Source organism: uncultured Alcanivorax sp. (assembly GCF_947258575.1).
GTDB lineage: Bacteria > Pseudomonadota > Gammaproteobacteria > Pseudomonadales > Alcanivoracaceae > Alcanivorax.
Genome location: NZ_CAMYIV010000012.1, coordinates 1 through 20276, shown reverse-complemented (window position 1 = coordinate 20276; position 20276 = coordinate 1). Strand labels below are relative to the sequence as shown.

Annotated in this window: 15 protein-coding genes; 5 read left to right on the top strand and 10 right to left on the bottom strand. The window is 58.8% G+C overall.

What is annotated here, in order from left to right; translation table 11 throughout:
* Positions 1 to 4: 4 nt before the first annotated feature.
* From rfaP to Q0Y02_RS13515, 7 genes are all read right to left on the bottom strand, one after another.
* Positions 5 to 853: a lipopolysaccharide core heptose(I) kinase RfaP gene (gene rfaP, locus Q0Y02_RS13545; RefSeq protein ID WP_297769502.1), complete on the bottom strand. Its 849-nt coding sequence runs from the start codon at positions 851 to 853 to the stop codon at positions 5 to 7.
* Positions 850 to 1944, bottom strand: a complete 1095-nt coding sequence (locus Q0Y02_RS13540) for a glycosyltransferase family 4 protein (protein ID WP_297769500.1) — start codon at positions 1942 to 1944, stop codon at positions 850 to 852. The genes rfaP and Q0Y02_RS13540 overlap by 4 nt, the downstream gene beginning before the upstream one ends.
* A complete protein-coding gene (gene waaC, locus Q0Y02_RS13535; RefSeq protein ID WP_297769498.1) occupies positions 1941 to 2966 on the bottom strand; it encodes a lipopolysaccharide heptosyltransferase I in 1026 nt (341 codons plus the stop codon). Before waaC ends, Q0Y02_RS13540 begins: the two co-directional genes overlap by 4 nt.
* 24 nt (positions 2967 to 2990) lie before the next feature.
* A complete protein-coding gene (gene waaF, locus Q0Y02_RS13530) occupies positions 2991 to 4049 on the bottom strand; it encodes a lipopolysaccharide heptosyltransferase II (RefSeq protein WP_297769495.1) in 1059 nt (352 codons plus the stop codon).
* A gap of 8 nt (positions 4050 to 4057) precedes the next feature.
* Positions 4058 to 4984, bottom strand: coding sequence for a branched-chain amino acid transaminase (locus tag Q0Y02_RS13525; RefSeq protein ID WP_272962728.1), 927 nt, complete (start codon positions 4982 to 4984; stop codon positions 4058 to 4060).
* A gap of 36 nt (positions 4985 to 5020) precedes the next feature.
* Positions 5021 to 7891: a bifunctional [glutamate--ammonia ligase]-adenylyl-L-tyrosine phosphorylase/[glutamate--ammonia-ligase] adenylyltransferase gene (glnE, locus tag Q0Y02_RS13520; RefSeq protein WP_297769491.1), complete on the bottom strand. Its 2871-nt coding sequence runs from the start codon at positions 7889 to 7891 to the stop codon at positions 5021 to 5023.
* A 286-nt stretch (positions 7892 to 8177) separates the two neighbouring features.
* Positions 8178 to 9914, bottom strand: a complete 1737-nt coding sequence (locus tag Q0Y02_RS13515) for a GspE/PulE family protein (RefSeq protein WP_297770809.1) — start codon at positions 9912 to 9914, stop codon at positions 8178 to 8180.
* Between the two features lie 323 nt (positions 9915 to 10237).
* On the opposite strand from Q0Y02_RS13515, the gene Q0Y02_RS13510 reads away from it, so the two are divergent.
* From Q0Y02_RS13510 to argA, 3 genes are all read left to right on the top strand, one after another.
* Entirely contained in the window at positions 10238 to 10918 is a 681-nt protein-coding gene (locus Q0Y02_RS13510) for a TIGR00153 family protein (RefSeq protein ID WP_272975561.1), read from the top strand.
* A 10-nt stretch (positions 10919 to 10928) separates the two neighbouring features.
* Positions 10929 to 12197 (top strand): inorganic phosphate transporter, encoded by a 1269-nt coding sequence (locus Q0Y02_RS13505; protein WP_272975560.1) that lies wholly within the window; start codon positions 10929 to 10931, stop codon positions 12195 to 12197.
* A 148-nt stretch (positions 12198 to 12345) separates the two neighbouring features.
* On the top strand, positions 12346 to 13665 hold the full coding sequence (gene argA, locus Q0Y02_RS13500; RefSeq protein WP_297769486.1) for an amino-acid N-acetyltransferase: 1320 nt from the start codon (positions 12346 to 12348) through the stop codon (positions 13663 to 13665).
* A gap of 128 nt (positions 13666 to 13793) precedes the next feature.
* Here argA and Q0Y02_RS13495 read toward each other — a convergent pair whose 3' ends face one another.
* The 3 genes from Q0Y02_RS13495 to Q0Y02_RS13485 all read right to left on the bottom strand — a co-directional run bounded on the left by Q0Y02_RS13495 (position 13794) and on the right by Q0Y02_RS13485 (position 16302).
* On the bottom strand, positions 13794 to 14204 hold the full coding sequence (locus Q0Y02_RS13495; protein ID WP_297769483.1) for a hypothetical protein: 411 nt from the start codon (positions 14202 to 14204) through the stop codon (positions 13794 to 13796).
* A 279-nt stretch (positions 14205 to 14483) separates the two neighbouring features.
* Entirely contained in the window at positions 14484 to 14858 is a 375-nt protein-coding gene (locus tag Q0Y02_RS13490; protein ID WP_158672431.1) for a hypothetical protein, read from the bottom strand.
* 82 nt (positions 14859 to 14940) lie between these two features.
* On the bottom strand, positions 14941 to 16302 hold the full coding sequence (locus Q0Y02_RS13485; protein ID WP_297769476.1) for a P-loop NTPase fold protein: 1362 nt from the start codon (positions 16300 to 16302) through the stop codon (positions 14941 to 14943).
* Between the two features lie 512 nt (positions 16303 to 16814).
* Here Q0Y02_RS13485 and ilvD point away from each other — a divergent pair.
* Both ilvD and Q0Y02_RS13475 read left to right on the top strand, forming a co-directional pair.
* Entirely contained in the window at positions 16815 to 18662 is a 1848-nt protein-coding gene (gene ilvD / locus Q0Y02_RS13480) for a dihydroxy-acid dehydratase (protein WP_297769473.1), read from the top strand.
* Positions 18663 to 18869: 207 nt separating this feature from the next.
* Positions 18870 to 20186 carry a DsbA family protein gene (locus Q0Y02_RS13475; RefSeq protein ID WP_297769470.1) on the top strand — a complete coding sequence of 439 codons (1317 nt, stop codon included), beginning with the start codon at positions 18870 to 18872 and terminating at the stop codon, positions 20184 to 20186.
* Positions 20187 to 20276 lie beyond the last annotated feature (90 nt).

Sequence of the window (20276 nt, the reverse complement as noted above, 5' to 3'; positions counted from 1 at the left end):
CAGATCAGATATCCTTTCCCGGGTGTTCGTTGAACTGCAGCGGCAGCTCGGGCTCCACTTCAAAATAACGGCGATAGATTTTTTCCGCCTCGCGGCGGGCTCCTGACCAGGTGCGTCCCTCTGCCAGCGCCTGCCGCAGCGGCATGCCGCTATAGGTACGAATAAACCGCAACAGATCGCGACGGGTCATGCCGAACCGGGCGGTGGAAAAATACAGGCCACCGAGGTCCTTGATACGCCAGCGACGAGGCACCTGGCCACGCACCTGGGAGCGATGCAGGTCGATCAGATACAAGGGGCCATCCGCGTTGTTCGACGCCGCATCACTGTCGCGCATCAGAAAATGGGCGAGATAGAAATCCCGGTGGTTGATGCCCGCACCGTGCATGGTGCGGGCAATAGTGGCCACCCGCTCGATCAGTGCCCGTTTGAAAATCGCCGGCATGGCCTGTGGGTCTTTTACCCAACGCTCACCCAGATCTTCCAGGCTCAGGGTCCCCACCAGATCATCGGTAATGATGAAGGATTCCACCGACGCCGGGTTACTGCCCCGCGAGCCATAGGCGGCAATTGTCATGGTATCCAGGCCGGCGCCACGCACTGCATCGATGGCAGTCACCTCGTCCATGGCACCCAGCACCGGTAACTTGCCCTGGGTTAGATTCTTGAAAATTTCCTTCCAACCGATGCCACCGTGGTACTTGAGAAAATAGCTGCGCCCGTTGCCGGTAAAGCGCAGGGTGCGACGCCCCTCCCGGGCCCGGAAAATTTCCCCATCCTGTTCGGCGGCCTGATCGAAAGGGTCGCGGTCGCCCCACAGGGCGACGATGTCATCGCGCAGAAAAAGTTTCACGGCGTCCAGCCCTCCACATGATCCACCACCGTCTGGGCCAGACAATAGAGGGCCGGGTTACGGCCATACTCCACCCCATTTTCCTGCCAGGGCCCAGGCAACTGGCTGACCATTTTCTGCAGGGTATCGGCCAGCGCCTGTTGACTGAACGGGGACGCAATGACTTCCCCGGAGCCGGCCTCGCGGACATAGCGGGCATAGCCACAGGTGTCCGTGGTCAGCACCGGCAATCCTGCCACCGTAGCCTCCAGCAGCACCATGCCGGCGGACTCCCGATAGGCCGGGTGCAGCAGCAGGTCTGCGGCCTGCATCAGGGCCGTGACATCATCCCGCGGACCCAGCACCAGAATGCGACGGCGCAGGGCTTCGGGCAGACCGGACAGATAAGGCTCCGCCTGATCGTTGCCCACGATCATCAACTTCACGGTTTCTGGCAGAGTGGCGAAGGCCTTCAACGCCCGGTCCAGCCCCTTGACCTTGAAGCCAGAGCCAAGAAACAGCAGCAGGGTATCCTGCTCATCGATACCCAGGCTGGCACGGGTTTGTTGCCGCAAGGCTTTGTGGTCATCAGGCCGTTGACGGTCCCTCTCGATCCCCGGCGGCAGCAAAGCATAACGGTTTTCCGCCAGCGGATAATGGCCTAGGTACTGGTCACGCTGGTCGTCGTTGAGGAACAGGATCAGGGGGCCATTGGCCGCCGTCACCGCCTGCTCCAGTTTCAGGTAGGTAGCATAACGGGGCAGCCAGCGAACCGGCTTCGGCTTGCTGTTTACGTGCTCGGCAAAACAGCTGTCGGCGGCGAAGTACACATCCAGTCCGGCCAGGCGATTGAACCCTACCACCCGGTCGAATTCTCCCGTCTCCCGGGCGGCCAGCACCCCCTTGGCAAAGGAACGCATGCGGCCATGATTGCTGCCGCCGGAAACAGCAACGCGCTGAACCGTAACCCCATCAATGGTGTCCCCCTGCCAGTCACTGACCAGGGCTACCACCTCATGGCCACGCCTCACCGCTTCGCGGGCGATACGGGCGAAATCCCGCTGCAGACCGCCATAGGGGAAGTAGTGATAGAGCGCCATGGCCAGCTTCATGCGGTACGTCTCCGCAGTTCCCGCCACACCTGTTTCGGTTTCAGGCTGCTGAAACAGGGCGGCTCCACACCCTTGCCCAGTTCTCCGCGATAGGTGCATTTTTCCTGCACGCAGGGTGCGCAGGGAAAATCTGCAGCCAGGGAGTGCGCTTGAATGCCACGCACCCCGGTCAATACCGGATCGGTAGGACCATAGAGCGCTACGCCAGGCAAGCCGGCGGCAGCGGCCAGGTGAGCCAGGCCGGTATCAACGGCAATGAACGCATCCCAACTGAGCAGTTTGTCGGTGAGCGCATCCAGCCCCATTTTCGGTAAAACCCGGGCGCCATCCAGCCCTTCGCTCAGGCGCTGGGCACGGGATTGTTCTGCATCGTTACCCCAGGGCAAAAAAACCGTATGGCCCTCACTGGTGGCTAGCTCGAGCAGCTGACGCCAGAAGGCTTCCGGATAATGTTTGGTCGGCCAGGTGGTGCCATGGCAAAACACCAGTTGTGCCGGGCGGCTCAACGGTGTGGGCACATGGCTGCGCGGCAGGCCGTAATCCGGGGCACCATCGGGCAGGTCGTAGGACAGCGCCAGCGCAAACAATTGACGCACCCGGTCGATGGCATGCTGCCCCTTCGCCACCGGCAGAGGATAATCAAGAGCTCTGGCAGACAAGCCTTCCCGGGCGGACTGCTTGTCCAGCCCGAATTTTTTTCCGCGTGCCAAACGGGTCACGAAGGCGCTCTTGATCAGACCCTGGGCATCGATCACCGCATCATAAGACGTTGCCTGAACCGCGGACTTGAATTCGGCCCATTCACCGGAACGGCGGGCCTTGAGAGGATGCTTACGCCAGCGGCGCAAGGCACAAGGAAAAACCTGATGGACCGCCGGGTGGCGACGGGCCAGGTCGGCAAAAGCCTCTTCCACCACCCAGTCCACCTGCAGTCCGGGAATGGCCGACAGCGCATCGGTCAGCGCCGGCAGGGTGTGGATCACATCCCCCATGGAGGAGGTTTTGATCAGCAGGACACGCATATCAGAACCCGCTCGCCGTCAACGTCAGGCATCCGCGCTTTCCAGCTGCTGCAGGGCGTCGATCACCTGCGAGGGGGGCAGCTGGCGCAGACAGTTCAAATGCCCCAGCGGGCATTCCCGTTCGAAACAGGGGCTGCATTCCAGCCCCAGCCGCACCACAGCCACTCTATCGCCCAACGGCGGGGTAAAACCCGGCGAGGTGGAGCCGTACACCGCTACCAACGGACGCTTGAGCGCGGCGGCGATATGCATCAGCCCGGAATCGTTGCTGACCACCGCGGTGGTAGCCGACAGCAGGTCCACTGCCTGCTCCAGGGACGTATTCCCCGCCAGTACCACGGCATGCTCATCCGCACTGTTTTCCAGCATTTCAACAATGGTATCGGCCACGGGCTGATCCTTGCCGGAGCCGAAGATCCATACCTGGCCACCGTGCTCGATCCAGTGCTGTGCTACCGCCGCATAATGATGCTCCGGCCAGCGTTTGGACGGGCCGAATTCGGCACCGGGACACAGGCCCAGCACCGGCCGTTGCGTATCAAGGCCATGTATCGCGATAGCGTCTTGAAGCGAGTCTTCACTGACTTCCAGATGCGGCGCAGTAATGGTATCCAGTTTCGGTGCCGGCGCCTCCGGTGGCAGTGCCAGCGCTACAAAACGCTGCACCATCAACGGATGGCCTTCCTTGTCCAGCTTGCGCACGTCGTTAAGCAGGCCGTAACGCATTTCCCCACGCCAGCCAATGCGCCGCGGGATCTTCGCCGACCAGGGCACCAATGCGGATTTGAGGGAATTGGGTAGCACATAACTGTGCTGATACTGACCACGCAGGGATTTGCCCAGCGCATGCCGCTCACCCAGCTTCAGATCGCCGTGGTCAAAAGGCAGCGAGAGCGCTTCGCGCACTTCCGGCATGCGCGACAGCAACGGCCGACACCAGGCAGGCGCCAGCACGTCGATGGCACAATCGGGGTATTGGCGACGCAGTTCGGAAAACAGGGTCTGGGCCATGACCATGTCGCCGACCCAGGATGGGCCGACGACAAGGATGGCGGAGGGCGAGTCGGACAAGATTGCCGGCATACGCCTGCTCAGCTCACGTAAGTGAGCCAGTCTCCGTAGTTGTCATCCAGTTTGCCGCGCACCAGGTCGAAATACACCGCCTGCAATTGCTCGGTGATTGGGCCGCGCTTGCCTTCACCGATGATGCGGCCATCCAGTTCGCGGATCGGCATCACTTCAGCGGCTGTGCCGGTGAAGAAAGCTTCGTCGGCGATATACAGCTCATCGCGGGTAATGCGTTTTTCGCGCACCGGATAACCGCGTTCTTCAGCCAGCTGAATGATGGTTTTACGGGTAATGCCGTCCAGACAGGACGTCAGTTCCGGGGTGTAAAGCACGCCGTCACGAACCAGGAATACGTTTTCGCCGGAGCCTTCTGCCACATAGCCTTCGTTGTCCAGCAGCAGCGCCTCATCGGCACCGCCGGACAGGGCTTCATTGAGGGCCAACATGGAATTCATGTAATTGCCGTTGGCCTTCGCCTTGCACATGGTGATGTTCACGTGGTGACGGGTGTAGCTGGAGGTGCGCACCTTGATGCCCAGCTCCAGGGCTTCCGGAGACATGTAGGACGGCCATTCCCAGGCTGCCACCATGACATGCACTTTCAGATTGTGGGCGCGCAGGCCCATCCCTTCGCTGCCATAAAAGGCCATCGGGCGCAGGTAAGCGTGAGGTAAATTGTTTTCCCGAATAGACGACAGGTGCGCCTCGTTGATCTGCTCTTTGCTAAAGGGCAGTTTCATGTTGAGGATATGCGCACTGTTAAAAAAGCGGTCGGTGTGATCCTGCAGACGAAAAATCGCCGGCCCCTTTGCCGTCTCATAGGCGCGCACGCCTTCGAATACGCCCATGCCATAATGCAGAGTGTGCGTCAGCACGTGAACCTTGGCGTCCTGCCAGGGAACCAGTTCGCCATCCAACCAGATAAAACCGTCTCTTACAGCCATCGACATGGCAGTGATACTCCCAGAGCTAAGGACCTGCAGGTGTCAGCCCTGCAGGTCGAACCAGTGCTTCCAGATCGCTCGCACGCCTTCACGCAAATCGCGGAATTGAGTGTCGTCGACAATGGATTTCTCTTTGCGCAACGAGGCGCGATGAGCCGCGGATCGGTAAGCGAGGTACGCTTCCCGCAGCAGGCCGGCATCCTGTGCCGACATAATATCCAGTGCAGCCAGTGTTTCGAGCAGCCGCACATTATCGGTGAAGCGGGTCAGTTCACCGTGGGAGGAGGCCCATCTCAGAACCCCGTATTGCACCATAAATTCGATATCAACGATACCACCCGGGTCCTGCTTGAGATGGAAGCGGTCCTCCCCTTTCTCCCCCAGGTGGTCGACCATCTTGTCGCGCATGGCCAGGACATCTTCGCGCAGCTTGTCCAGGGGGCGCTCGGCGCACAGCACCTGGTGACGGATCGCATCAAAGCGTGCCCGGGCCTGGTTGCAACCAGCCACCACGCGGGCCCGCACCAGGGCCTGGTGCTCCCAGGTCCAGGCATCATTAAGCTGATATTTCTCGAAGGAATCCATGGAACTCACCAGCAGGCCGGCACTGCCGGAGGGGCGCAAGCGGGTGTCCACTTCGTAGAGTTGGCCACTCATGGTACGAGTGGAAAGGATGTGGATGATGCGCTGCCCCAGGCGGGCATAGAATTGCTCGTTGGACACCGGCTTGTCGCCATCGGTCACACCACCGCTGGCCGCATCATGGAGGAACACCAGATCCAGATCGGAGTTGTGGCCAAGCTCGATACCGCCCAGCTTGCCGTAGCCTGCTACCACGAAATCCGGGCTGCAGGGCTGACCATCGGTCCGCGAGGGACGACCGTGTCGCTCCACCAGCGGCTCCCAGGCCAGCATCACCACCTGATTGAGAATGCTTTCCGCCAGCCAGGTGAGGTAGTCGCTGACCTTCATCAGTGGCAGCACCTCGGTCACTTCCGAGGCTGCCACCCGCAGCAAGTGCGCTTGCTTGAAGTTACGCAGCACCTCCATCTGCTGTTCCAGATCATCCTCGGCCACGCGCAGCAATTGCTGACGCAGCTCGTCGTCCAGCTCTGCCCGCTCCGGCGGCGAATAGAGAGTTCGCACATCCAGCAATTCGTCCAGCAGCACCGGATGCAGGGTGAGACGCTCGGCAATCCAGGGGCTGGCGCCAGACAGCTTCACCAGCTGGGTCAGGGCACTGGGGTTTTCCACCAGCAGGGCAATGTAGGCACTACGGCGCAACACGGCTTCCACAAAGGCCAGCAGCCGCACCACGGTGGTTTCGCCATGGCCCTGATAGCCCAGCGCCTCCAACAGCAAGGGCATCAGGCGGTCCAGCCGCTCGCGGCCGATCGCCTGCATGTTCTGCACCGAGCGACCTTCGCGGAAATCATTCAGATGGGCGTAGACCTTTTCGCCCTCCTGCACGCCGATGGCTGCCAGCTGAGCCGCAGCCTGATCTTCATCCAGTTCGCCCAGCCACAGATCCAGCAGCTCCTGATCGGCGCCCTGGGCGGCATCGGTTTCCTGTTCCGGGTCGGCAATCACTTGGCTGAAATGATGACGCACGCTTTCCCGGAAACGACGTAACTTGCGCTCGAAGGCGGCGCGGGCAGAAAAGCCCATGGCAAAGGTCAGACGCTGCCAGCCCAGCTCGTCGTCCGGCAGACGCTGGGTCTGCTTATCGCCCACCCCCTGCAGTCGGTGCTCCACGTCCCGCAGGAACAGATAGGCTTCGGTCAGCTCATCCGCCACATCCTCGGGCAGCAATTCCAGCTCCACCAGTTGCGGCAGCACCTTGATCAGATTCGGTTCCCGCAAGGCCGGCAGCTGGCCACCACGGATCAACTGAAACGCCTGAACAATGAACTCCACTTCACGGATGCCGCCAGCACCCAGCTTCACATCCGCCTGCATGCCCTTGCGGTTCACTTCCCGCTCAATCAGGGATTTCATCTCACGCAGGGAGTGGAAGGCGCCGTAGTCGATATACCGGCGATAGACGAACGGATTGAGCCGCTTGATCAGGCGCTTGCCGGCCTGCAGATCGCCACCCACCGGGCGCATCTTGATCAGTGCATAGCGTTCCCACTCGCGCCCCTGGGTTTCGTAGTAGCCTTCCATGGCATCGAAACCGATGGCCAGCACGCCGCTCTTGCCCCAGGGGCGCAGGCGCATGTCCACCCGGAATACGAAGCCATCAGCGGTGGGCTGATCCAGCGCCTTGATCAGCTGCTGACCCAGGCGCACGAAAAACTGGTGGTGGCTAAGGCTGCGTCGCTCACCCTCGATCTCGCCTTCATGCTCATAGGCAAAAATCAGATCAATGTCCGAGGACAGGTTCAGCTCCCGCGCCCCCAGCTTGCCCATGGCCAGCACCACCAACTTTACCGGCTTGCCATCCGGCCCCACCGGGGTGCCGCTTTTCTCGCAGGCCCAGCCATGCAGCACGGCCAGCGCTTCCTGAATCAGGGTGTCTGCCAGCAGCGACAGATCCGCCACAGTACTGTGATAATCCCCAATCCCGGCCAGATCCCGCCAGATGATGCGCACCATGTGTCGGTGGCGCAGACGGCGCAGGGCGCGCTTGAGCTCATCCTCGTTGTGGCAGGCGGCCAACTGCTCCTGCACGGTCTCACGGAGCGAACTTTCCACCAGGGCGCCACTTGGATCACTATCCTCAAGCCACTGGCCCAAGCCTGGATCACGCTGAAACTGCTGCGCCACATAGTCAGAGCCCGCCCACACACGGGGCAGGTCATCAAGCAGGGCGTCGGGGATACGATGACCGGATTCCACAAAGTGTTGCCAGTGCTGGCTGACCAGCACCGATAGTTCATCCGGCAGAGCGTGATATTGGGGTTCTTTCATGGGCGGCTATTGTCGTACGGGAGGGCGCGAAAGGCTAGAGGCCAGGGGGAGTTGCAAGTTGAAAGTTCAAAGTTGAAAGACACAGGAAGAACCGAGACCGCTCAATCCAGGCCGTGCCCGCGATTCACGATCCGCAGGTTCGCCATGCAAGCATAGCTCCTACACCTGCCACATGCTCCATGTTCACATGGCGAGCCAGCCCTGCCACGCTAGGCGCTGCCTTTCCCGGGTGTCGCCAATCCTTTCTTGGCGCCTTTCAACTTTGAACTTTCAACTTGCTCCTTTTCTACCCCAGCAAAATATCCTGGGACGGTGTCACCCGCATCACCTCTTCAATGGTGGTCAGCCCCTTGGCCACTTTCATGGCACCACTGATGCGCAGGGGCTTCATGCCATTCTTCAGAGACTGGCGGGTGAGCGTCTCCAGTTCGGCGCCCCGGGAAATCTGCTGTTTCAGGCCGGTATTCAGCGGCATGGCTTCATAGACCCCCATGCGGCCAAGGTAACCGGTATCCCGACACTCCAGGCAACCCACCGGCCGATAGATGGTTTCCGGCGGCTTCATCTTGAAAGGCCGCACCAGTTCCTCCCAGGCCTGCACATCGGTCTCCGTGGCTTGCTTGCAGTGGGGACAGAGAGTGCGAATAAGCCGCTGGGCCATGACCCCGAGTACCGTGGCGCTGATCATGTAGGGCGGCACCCCCAGATCTACCAACCGGGTAATGGACGACGGCGCATCGTTGGTATGCAACGTGGACAACACCAGGTGACCGGTAAGCGCCGCCTGAATCGCCATATCCGCCGTGGCCAGGTCGCGGATCTCGCCGATCATGATGATATCCGGGTCCTGGCGCAGCATGGCCTTGACCCCCTGAGCGAAACTCACGTCGATATTGGCCTGCACCTGCATCTGGTTGAAGCTGGGCTCCACCATTTCGATGGGATCTTCAATGGTGCAGACATTCACTTCGCTGGTAGCCAACTGCTTGAGAGTGGAATACAGGGTGGTGGTCTTGCCTGAACCGGTGGGCCCGGTGACAAAGATGATCCCATGGGGGTGGGACGTCATGCGCTGCCAGGCCTCGTAATCCTCGGTAGTAAAACCCATCTGCTCGAAACTGCGCACCAGCACATCCGGGTCGAACACCCGCATCACCATCTTCTCCCCGAAGGCGGTGGGCAGGGTAGAGATACGCAGCTCGATCTCATCCCCCTCCGGCGACTTGGTCTTCAAACGGCCATCCTGGGGTTTACGCTTTTCCGCCACATTCAGGCGGCTGAGAATTTTCAACCGGCTGGTCACCGCCGCCATGATCGCCGCTGGCAGTTCGTAGACATCGTGCAGCACGCCATCAATACGAAAGCGCATCTTGCCGGTTTCCCGGCGTGGCTCTAGGTGGATATCGCTGGCCCGCTGGGAGAATGCGTACTGCAGAATCCAGTCCACGATATTGACGATGTGCTGATCGTCCGCATCGTGGTGGCCCTTACCTACTTCCAGCAACTGCTCGAAGTTGGTAATGCCGGACATTTCCTGGCCGGTGTTGCCGGAGGCCCCGGCGATGGAACGGCTCAGGTTATAGAACTCAACCCGGTAGCGGCGCAGCTGCTCCGGATTGGCCAGCACCACCTCCAGCTCCCGATCGCGCAGCACCTGCTTGAGGTGGGCCTGCCAGTCACGCACGAAGGGCTGATCACAGGCTACCACCACCTTGTCGCGCAGCACCTCCACCGCCACGATGCCGTGGCGCTCGGCAAAGGCGTAGCTCATCACATTGGTAACCTGGTCCACATGCACCTTGAGTGGGTCAATATGGCAGACCGGAATACCCGCCTTTTCTCCCAGCCAATGGGTAAGGAAGTCCACATCCAGCAGCTGGTGAGTATTGGTCTGATCAGTCAGCCGATACTTGGCCAGCACCTGAATCGGATGCCAATTCAGCTCCTTCTTTTCCCGCGGCGTGGTGGAAATGACATTAAAATCCTCCTGACTGACACGCCCCTCTTCCAGCAACTCGCGCATCAGCCAGCGCACATCAATCAGCAGACCATCCAGTTTGGCGGGATTGGCGGTAGCGTTCACTCAAGACTCTCCGATTTCACTAACGGGCCGTCATGCGGCCTCATTATTTTGTCCTAGTACTGTAACCCTAACATTGAACCCCTGACAGCCCCGGCGGCTTTGACTATACTCGCGACCAGTTTCATGACACATCTGTGACAGATGCACGGTCGTGCCATGACCCGAGCCCTCTCCCTCTGGGCGACCGCCCGGGAAAGTGGGACACTGATTCCACCTGAAGCCTCAGCTTCAGGTTTTACTCTGACTCTGGATCCGAGGCGCCTATGTCCTTTGGAAGCTCCATTGCCGGCCTCTTTGGCCGCTCCCCCATCAAGCCCCTGCAGCAACACTACGACACCGTTCACGATTGTGCCCGCACCCTGGCAGATTTCTTCGCCGCCGTTACCGACGGTGACTGGGACAAGGCACGCGCTGCCCGCAAGCGCATCGCCGAGCTGGAAAACCAGGCCGACGAACTGAAAAAAGAGTTCCGCCTGAACCTGCCCAAAAGTCTGTTTCTGCCAATGCCCCGCACCGATCTACTCGATTTGATCAGCGTGCAGGACAAGGTGGCCAACAAGGCCAAGGACATCTCCGGGCTGATGCTGGGCCGGCAGATGAGCATCCCGCCGGTACTGGCCGAGGTAATGCGCGACTATGTGCAGGGCGCCATCGACACCTCTGCTCAGGCCCAGAAAGCCATCAACGAACTGGATGAGCTGATCGAGACCGGCTTCAGCGGCCGTGAAATCCAGATCGTGGAAGAGCTCATCGAAGAGCTGGACCGGCTGGAACGCAATAACGACGAGCAGCAAATCACCATCCGCTCCACCCTGTTCAAGCTGGAAAGCGAACTGCCCCCGGTGGATGTCATTTTTCTCTACAAGATCATCGAATGGGTAGGCGATCTCGCCGATCGCGCCCAGAAAGTGGGCGGCCGCCTGCAGATGTTGGTCGCACGCTAGGAGCTATCGTATGGAGTGGATGATTGAACACAGCTACCTGATGCTGTTGCTGGCCGGCGCTTTCGGCTTTCTGATGGCCTGGGGCGTGGGCGCCAACGACGTGGCCAACGCCATGGGCACCTCGGTTGGCTCCGGCGCCCTGACGGTCAAGCAAGCCGTGATGATTGCCATCGTCTTTGAGTTCTGTGGTGCCTATCTGGCTGGTGGCGAAGTCACTGCCACCGTGCGCAAGGGCATCGTCGATGCCGGCGTCTTTGCCGAGTTCCCCCACTATCTGGTGTACGGGATGATGTCCGCCCTGCTAGCCGCCGGGATTTGGCTGATCGTGGCCTCCTGGTTCGGCTGGCCGGTCTCCACTACCCACTCCATCGTCGGCGCCATTGTCGGCTTTGCTGCTGTGGGCGTGGGCATGGATGCGGTCAACTGGGGCAAAGTGGGCAACATCGTCGCCAGTTGGGTGACCTCTCCCTTACTGGCAGGCTTTATTTCCTTTGCCCTGATCAAGAGCGTGCAGAAACTGGTACTCAACCAGGACGACCCCTTCCAGCGAGCCAAGCGGGTGGTGCCCTTCTACATGTTCCTGGTGGGCTTCGCGATTAGCGCCGTCACCCTGCTGAAAGGCCTCAAGCATATCGGCCTGGAAATCAGCTATGGCGCCAGTCTTGGCTGGTCCGCCGTTGGCGGCCTGATAGTCGCCGTGATCGGCGCCGCTATTCTCAGCCGTATCCAGCCCAACCCGGAAGCCGACAAGGATTTCCGCTTTCACTCCGTGGAGCGCATCTTTGCCGTACTGATGATCTTCACCGCCTGTGCCATGGCCTTCGCTCACGGCTCCAATGATGTGGCCAACGCGGTGGGGCCGCTAGCCGCCATCAACAGTGTCATCGTCAACGAAGGCGTAATCGGCGGGGAAGCCGCCATGCCAGGCTGGATTCTGCTGGTCGGCGCCATGGGCATCGTCTTCGGCCTCGCCATTCTCGGCGCTCGGGTGATGGCCACGGTGGGCAAGAACATCACCGAGCTGACCCCCAGCCGCGGCTTCGCCGCCGAGCTGGGCGCTGCCGGCACGGTGATCCTGGCCTCCGGCACTGGCCTGCCCATCTCCACCACCCACACCCTGGTGGGGGCGATCCTGGGTGTCGGCATGGCCCGCGGCATCGGCTCACTGAACCTGCGGGTGGTCAGCACCATCTTTACCTCCTGGGTGGTGACCCTGCCGGCCGGGGCCCTGCTGTCCATTCTGTTCTTCTACTTCTTCAAGGGCCTGTTCGGGGCGTAGCAGAAGCCAGACGCAGGACGCTTGATGCCTGACGCTAACGCCGCCCTTCGGGGCGGCGTTTTTGTTTCTGTTCAGCGTTCAGCATCTGGCATCAAGCGTGATCCGCTGGCTATACTGGCCTGTCAGCCACCAACCGCCGAGACATGCCGTGCCCAGCACCACCCCCGACAATCAGGTCCACTGGTTCCGCAATTCGTCCCCGTACATTAACGCCCATCGGGGGCGCACCTTTGTGGTCATGCTTTCCGGCGAACTGCTGGACGGCCCGCGCCTGCCTACCCTGATTCACGACCTGGCCCTGCTCAACAGCCTGGGGATCAAGCTGGTACTGGTCCACGGCGCCCGCCCGCAGATCAGCGCGCGGCTGGCGGAATCCGGCATCGAATCCACCTTCGAACAACACATGCGCATCACTGACAGCGCCGCCCTCAACGGTGTCATGGCGGCGGTGGGTGCCCTGCGCCTGAAACTGGAAGGGCTGTTCTCCATGGGGCTGGCCAACTCCCCCATGTACAACGCCGGTATCCGCCTGATCAGCGGTAATTTCGTGGTCGCCAAGCCGGTAGGGGTACGCAACGGTTTTGACTACCAGCACACCGGCGAAGTGCGGCGCATCGAAGTGGACGCCATCCGCCAGCAACTGAGCAATGGCAATGTGGTGCTGCTGTCACCCCTGGGCTGCTCGCCCACCGGTGAACTGTTCAACGTGAATGCGGAAGAAGTCGCCTCCACCGCCGCCATCGCCCTGGGCGCAGACAAGCTCATCCTGATGGGTGATGACCTGCGCCTGGCCGACCCGGAAGGCAACCTGGTCCGCGAACTCAGCCCCCAGCAGGCAGGCAAATTGCTTGCCGGTGACCAGTACCAAGACAACGGCGTGGATCGACAGCTCACCGCCGCCTGCCACGCGGCCAGCAACGGCGTCGGCCGGGCCCACCTGATCGATGCCAACGACGACGGCGCCCTGCTCAAGGAACTGTTCACCCGCGACGGCTGCGGCACCCTGGTCACCCGGGAAACCTACGAGACACTGCGTGGCGCCCGCATCGACGACGTGGGCGGCATCCTGGAACTGATCGAACCCCTGGAAGCGGACGGCACCCTGGTGCGCCGTTCCCGGGAACTGCTGGAAAACGAAATCCAGCGCTTCGCCATCATCGAACGCGACGGCATGGTAGTCGCCTGCGCCGCCCTCTACCCCTTCCCGGACGACAAGACCGGCGAACTGGCCTGCGTGGCCGTCCACCCCGGCTATCGCAAGGGCGAACGCGGCGCCCAGCTACTGGGCTATCTGGAACGGAGGGCAAAGGAACAGGGGCTAACCAGCCTGTTCGTGCTCACCACCCTGACCGCTCACTGGTTTCAGCAGCAGGGGTTTGAGCTGGCTGGCGTGGAAGCGCTGCCGGGGGCCCGGAAGTCGCTGTATAACTGGCAGCGGAATTCGAAGGTGTTTGTGAAGGGGCTTTGACCAACGCCGCCCAGCCAGCTACACAGCCACCGCACGGTTGGCGTTGGAGCCATGCTCGCATGGCGAAGGGCTTGCAAGGAATGAACGCTTGGCTCAGTTGCGCCGCAGGCGTCAACTGGAACCACTTATTATAAAACAACTGCGCCCTTAGCTTGGAAACAGTCTGAGTATTCATCGAATGATTTATACACTTCTTTGGTTAGCTGATGTTGACCAGTAAGTATTGATCCGAACACAGCAACCAATCCATTTACACCATTTGATGCTTTAAGTGCCTGCTCTAGTATTTGGGTGGGATAGCCTTTGCTGTGGCGGTCAATCGCATGAAGGCCTCCATGCACATAAGAACTCAATGGCTTCCAAGAATATTCTTTAAACTCTAGGATTGGATCAATAGCATTTTTGGGCGCTTTCCTTTCAAGATGACTAATCATTTCACTCAGCATCGGGAGATTGTTCGCTCTTTTTTGGCTATCTTCGCTCAGTTCGGCCGTCAGCTTTCTCAATGCTGTTTCTGGAGCTGCATAGAATATCCACATGCCCCGCACCAAGCACTCAAATTGGAGGCGGAGCAGACTTATAGCTGAAGTAAAATTCCTTGAAACCAATAGAATTTTGAAGCTCTCTGCATGTTCCAGAGAGACACTGCACATGATTTTGCTGACTCTTATTCTGTCAGAGTTATCGTAAAGGGGGTGCCTTAGGATATGCACTACATAATCTTCAAATTCTGAAGATCTCACGAGCAACTTGTCTATGATAAATTCCCTTAAGTTAATAACGCCCGCCATCATGCGCTTGTCGCATGCATGGCATTGTTAGGCTGGCCCCCTACCATGAAAAGCAACATATAGCTTCTTTAATACATCAGGAAAAGCCAGCCAGTAATTTTTTGCCTTCACTTTATCCACTCCCCAGAAGAGGTTCTCGACAAAGGAAGCATCAATACACTTCTTCTCTTCTTCAGTTCCAAGCATGAACTCCCTGCGAAAGAATTCAAAAACAGGAAGGTATTGTTCTACAGGGGCAGCCCTACTCATTTCCAGATTTATGGCTTTCGCTAGACTTTCGAACCAACTGAATGCCATTTCAGGATCAACCGAATCCCACTCCTGGATATGCTTGCGATCAGCTAATCGTGTTACTTCTGGGAATTCAGCCCTGAAATTACTGTAAAGATTATCTAGTGGCATATATCAGCCTAACGCCCGCATTTGCGGCTGGTTTGTAGCGCAGCGTAAAACCAGTCCGACAACATGCGCTTGTTATACATTTCTATGAAACAGTAAACATGCTTAACTTTTGGATAAATATAGGAATTAATCGATTTCGTTCTACACTGTACTCCCACAATGATTGGCCGAAGCCTCTTATTCGATCATTCTCATCAAGCTGTTCAAACTGCTCATCCGTTATAAGCGAGAACTTAAGCCACATTGCTAAAAACTGTAACCTTCTCAAATTTCTACCTTCTTGATCATGCTCGGATAGCCCAGTCTTTTCGCAAAGCTCTTCGTAGGTCATTTTTTGATGCAAAAGAGCCTCATAAACGGATGGATCAACTACCTTTATAACGGCCAGAAACGAAATTATAGGAACAAGCCTAAGCTGATTCCTTGATGAAGATGCGTAAAAAACAGCCAGATTTGTGTAGACCCGCTCAAGCTGGCGCAATGACAAATTAAAGTGCGTGGCGAGCACGTCCAGGGAATCCACTAGATTGCGGTCATCTCCCCACGTTTCTATTTGATGTAAGCCGAATAGCCTTTTATTGTACTGATTGATGTCGCTATCGTGACGGTCACCAGTTTTCTTGGGGATCGTGGTTTCTATGTTAATAAATTTTTGAAGATAGGTGTGCGCATCTATATTTTCCCCGTATATACACTTAACGGCCTCTTCAAGCTGCTTTCTATGCATTACCAGAATAAATACAACATTCTTAACAGAAAATAGATGCTTAATTTTTTCAATGAGCTCTACGGCATAAGTGGGTTTACATCGATCGAGCTCATCGATAATTATTACTAGAGGCTTGTTGCCTTCTGGACTAAGAAGGCTCGGCATTTCCGATAGCAAGGCTTTAAATGACTGAAGCAGCTCTACATCTTGCTTGTGTGATGCTAGCCTTTCGCCGACGTAGTCTCCTACGACTGTAGACAACCCTTTAGCCACATCGGATTGAATATCTTTTAATTCGTCTATGTCACTATCCTTTATTGCACCCAGCGTGGCCGCTTTAATTCCAACTTTAGCAGTCCAGGATAATAATTGAACTCCAACATGTTTTGCCTTTTCCCGGAATTCTTTTGACTTTTGAGCATCCGGGTTTACAGAATTCAGTTCAATATATGTTGTAATAGCGCTAGCAACGGCAATAAATGCATCATCTATATAGTCATTTGCAAAAGCATCAATATATATACTAGGAACGTCGGCTTGGTTAAGCATGCCTTTCCACATTTTTACAAACGTAGTCTTTCCTTCACCCCACTTTCCATCGAGAGAGATAACAAGCTCATCGCTTGACTGGCAAACTAAATTCAATAGAGATTTACCAAAATTACTTCGGCCAAGGACATCTTGCTCGAATGCCTCATCTTCTCCGACAGTAATCGGGGGGGTGACGATGTTCATCTGTGCTCCTTCACGTATAACAGCGTATTCAATTGCACTTGCGATATATCACTTTGCAATATATCCCCGATCTGATTTTCCCTGAATCCACCCACAACCCCAAGGCAACCAATGACTTACCCGAAATCCGGGAACCAATCTCATCAGACTTTTCTTGCACTTGCGTGTTGAACAGGAATTTTTAGCCGGACTTTTCTTGCAGTGCCAATCCTGAAAATTCACTTTATCTCAGCCACTTACAAAATTCTGTAAGCCATATCCTACATATTCAACTTGCGCGCTGGTGAAAAACGGCCCTGGCGCTCTGCAGGTTAGCGTCTGGGCTATTTCGCCATGCGAGCATGGCTCCAACGGTGGGAGGGGGATGGGATGATTGCGTCGAGCGGGGCGGGCGCTGCTCCAGGGGGAGCGCCTCTCCCCGCTTCTTCGCCTTGCGAGCAAGGCTCCAACAGCGTGTGACTGTGGGTTACAATGCTCGGCTATGTCCCGCTATCGATCATTACGAGGTTCCCATGCCGCAGTATCGCTCCCGTACCACCACCCATGGCCGTAACATGGCCGGCGCCCGTGCCCTGTGGCGTGCCACGGGCATGAAGGACGGGGACTTCGGTAAACCGATTATTGCTATCGCCAACTCCTTTACCCAGTTCGTGCCGGGGCACGTGCACCTGAAGGACATGGGCCAGCTGGTGGCCGGTGAAGTCGAGAAGGCCGGGGGCATCGCCAAGGAATTCAACACCATTGCGGTGGACGACGGCATCGCCATGGGCCATGACGGCATGCTCTATTCCCTGCCCAGCCGCGACATCATTGCCGATTCCGTGGAGTACATGGTCAACGCCCACTGCGCCGACGCCATTGTCTGCATCTCCAACTGCGACAAGATCACCCCCGGCATGCTGATGGCCGCCATGCGCCTGAATATTCCGGTGATCTTCGTGTCCGGCGGCCCCATGGAAGCGGGCAAGACCAAGCTGGCCGAGGGCAAGCTGGATCTGGTGGACGCCATGGTGATGGCCGCCGATGACAGCGTGGACGAAGAAACCCTCAACGAAGTGGAGCGCTCCGCCTGCCCCACCTGCGGTTCCTGCTCCGGCATGTTCACCGCCAACTCCATGAACTGCCTGACTGAAGCGCTGGGCCTGTCCCTGCCCGGCAACGGCTCGCTGCTCGCCACCCACGCGGACCGCCGCGAGCTGTTCCTGGAAGCCGGCCGTCGCATCGTGGATGTGGCCAAGCTGTATTACGAACAGGATGTGGAAGCGGTACTGCCACGCAACATTGCCTCGGTGAAGGCCTTCGAAAATGCCATGAGCCTGGATATCGCCATGGGCGGCTCCACCAACACCGTGCTGCACCTGTTGGCGGCTGCACTGGAGGGCGAAGTGGACTTCACCATGAAAGACATCGACCGGCTCAGCCGCAAGGTGCCCTGCCTGTCGAAAGTGGCGCCGGCCACCCAGAAGTATCATATGGAAGACGTACACCGCGCCGGTGGCGTCATGGGCATTCTCGGTGAACTGGACCGGGCCGGGCTGCTGCACCGGGATATTCCCATGGTGCATTCCGCCAGCGTGGCGGAAGCCCTGGAGCACTACGACATCATGCGGACCAGCGATGCAGGGGTGAAAAAGATGTTCACCGCTGGCCCGGCGGGCATCCCTACCCAGACTGCCTTCAGCCAGGACACCCGCTGGGACAGCCTGGATAATGACCGGGAAAACGGCTGTATCCGTAACTATGAGAACGCCTACAGTAAGGACGGCGGCCTGGCGGTGTTGTACGGCAACATCGCCGAGCGCGGCTGTATCGTGAAAACCGCCGGGGTGGATGACTCCATCCTCACCTTCACCGGCCGCGCCCGGGTCTTCGAATCCCAGGATTCCGCTGTACGCGCCATCCTCGGTGACCAGATCGTCGCCGGTGACGTGGTGGTGATTCGTTATGAAGGGCCGAAAGGTGGCCCGGGCATGCAGGAAATGCTCTACCCCACCAGCTACCTGAAATCCAAGGGGCTGGGCAAGCAGTGCGCCCTGCTCACCGATGGTCGTTTCTCCGGCGGCACCTCCGGCCTGTCCATCGGCCACGCCTCTCCGGAAGCGGCGGAAGGTGGCGCCATTGCGCTGGTGGAAGAAGGCGACACCATCGCCATCGACATCCCCAACCGCACCATCAACCTGGACATTTCCGATGAGGAACTGGCCCACCGCCGCAGCAAGATGGAAGCCCGCGGCAAACTGGCCTACAAGCCCATGGAAATGCGCCCGCGCCGGGTGTCCACCGCCCTGAAAGCCTATGCGGCCCTGACCACCAGCGCCGACCGCGGCGCCGTACGGGATCTCAGCCAGCTCAACAAGTAACCGACACGGGCGGCCTTCGGGCCGCCCTTTTCGTTGGCCTCGCTTCCCATCTGCCCCACACGGTTCCATGACCGCTGCCGCACCCCGGTAGACAAGGTGTTGCCACAAGGCGCTTTCTGAACAAGTATCGTAGAAACCCTGACCGGCGCCGACGCGTTACCCTCTCGGCGGTCCCGGCTTGTGCCCAATACGAGGAGCACTCTGTTAATGAGTCTGACACAACGTTTGATGCCACTGGTGGCCAAGCTGATCACCAGCGAACGCCTGCAACAATGGCGGCGGGCCTTTCGTGAATGGCAACGCAAGCTGAAGCGGCACCCTCATCAGGCGGTATTCTACTTCCGCATTGATGACCCCTATTCGGTGCTGATGGCCCAGGTATTGCCCCGCTTTGCCCGCCACTTCGGCATCACTATCACCCCCCGGGTGATGCTGTACCTGGATCAGCAGATGTACCCGGCAGCGGACATGCTCGAAGAGCTGGCTCCCCGCGATGCCATCCAACTTGCCCGCGTTCACGATCTGGATTTCCCCAAGACCTGGCAACTACCACCCCGGGAAGTGAGCCTGGCGGCCACCCGCTGCCTGCTCAAACACGAGGGCGACGAGCGCTTCTGGAGCTTGGCCGCCGCCCTGGCCGATGCCCTGTGGCGCAACGACCACGACAAGCTGGAAGACCTGCTCACCGAGCACGGCCAGATGGCCGCCGACCGGGCACAGCTGTCCCTGGAAGCCCGTCGCGACCAGTTCCTCAAGGACGGCCACTACCTCACCGGCACCTTGCAGTACGAGGGTGAGTGGTACTGGAGCATCGAGCGGCTGGACCACCTGGCCCATCGTCTCAACGACCTGGGGCTTGGCAGCGCGGACTGGCCGCTGCCCTACGGCCGCGCCAAACGCGCCCGATTGAAAGACGTGCCGGAAGGCCTGAAAGGCAAACCGCTGGTGCTGTTTTTCTCCTTCCGCAGCCCCTATTCCTATCTGGCCCTGGCCCGCACCTACGCCATGGCCGACCACTATGGTCTGAACCTGAAAATCCGCCCGGTACTGCCCATGGTTATGCGCGGGCTCTCGGTGCCCAAGGCTAAACGCTTCTACATTCTCAAGGACGCCGCCCGGGAAGCCCGCCTGCACAAGGTGCCGTTCGGCAAGGTGTGCGATCCGGTGGGTGCCGGGGTGGAACGCTGCATGGCCATCTGGCCTTTTGCGGAAAAGGAAGGTCGCCTGCGCGAATGGTTGCGTGCTGCCGCCACCGGCATCTGGAGCCAGGGCATCAATGCTGCCACCGACAACGGCCTGAAGTTTCTGGTGGAAAATGCCGGGCTGGACTGGAACCGGGCCCGCCGCTGGCTGGATGACGACAGCTGGCGCGACCGCGCCGAAGACAACCGCAACGCCATGATGGCCGCCGGCAGCTGGGGCGTACCCAGCTTCCTGACCGAAAACACCATGGTCTGGGGGCAGGATCGTTTTGCGGTGATTGAGGCATGCCTGCTAGCCTCACAGGCCGATGACAAAGACTGAGATACCCTAATTTTCATTCCCGTAGGAGCGGCGCTTGAGCCGCGAAGCCGTTTCCGAAAAGATCTCTGGGGCGCTTCGCGGCTCAAGCGC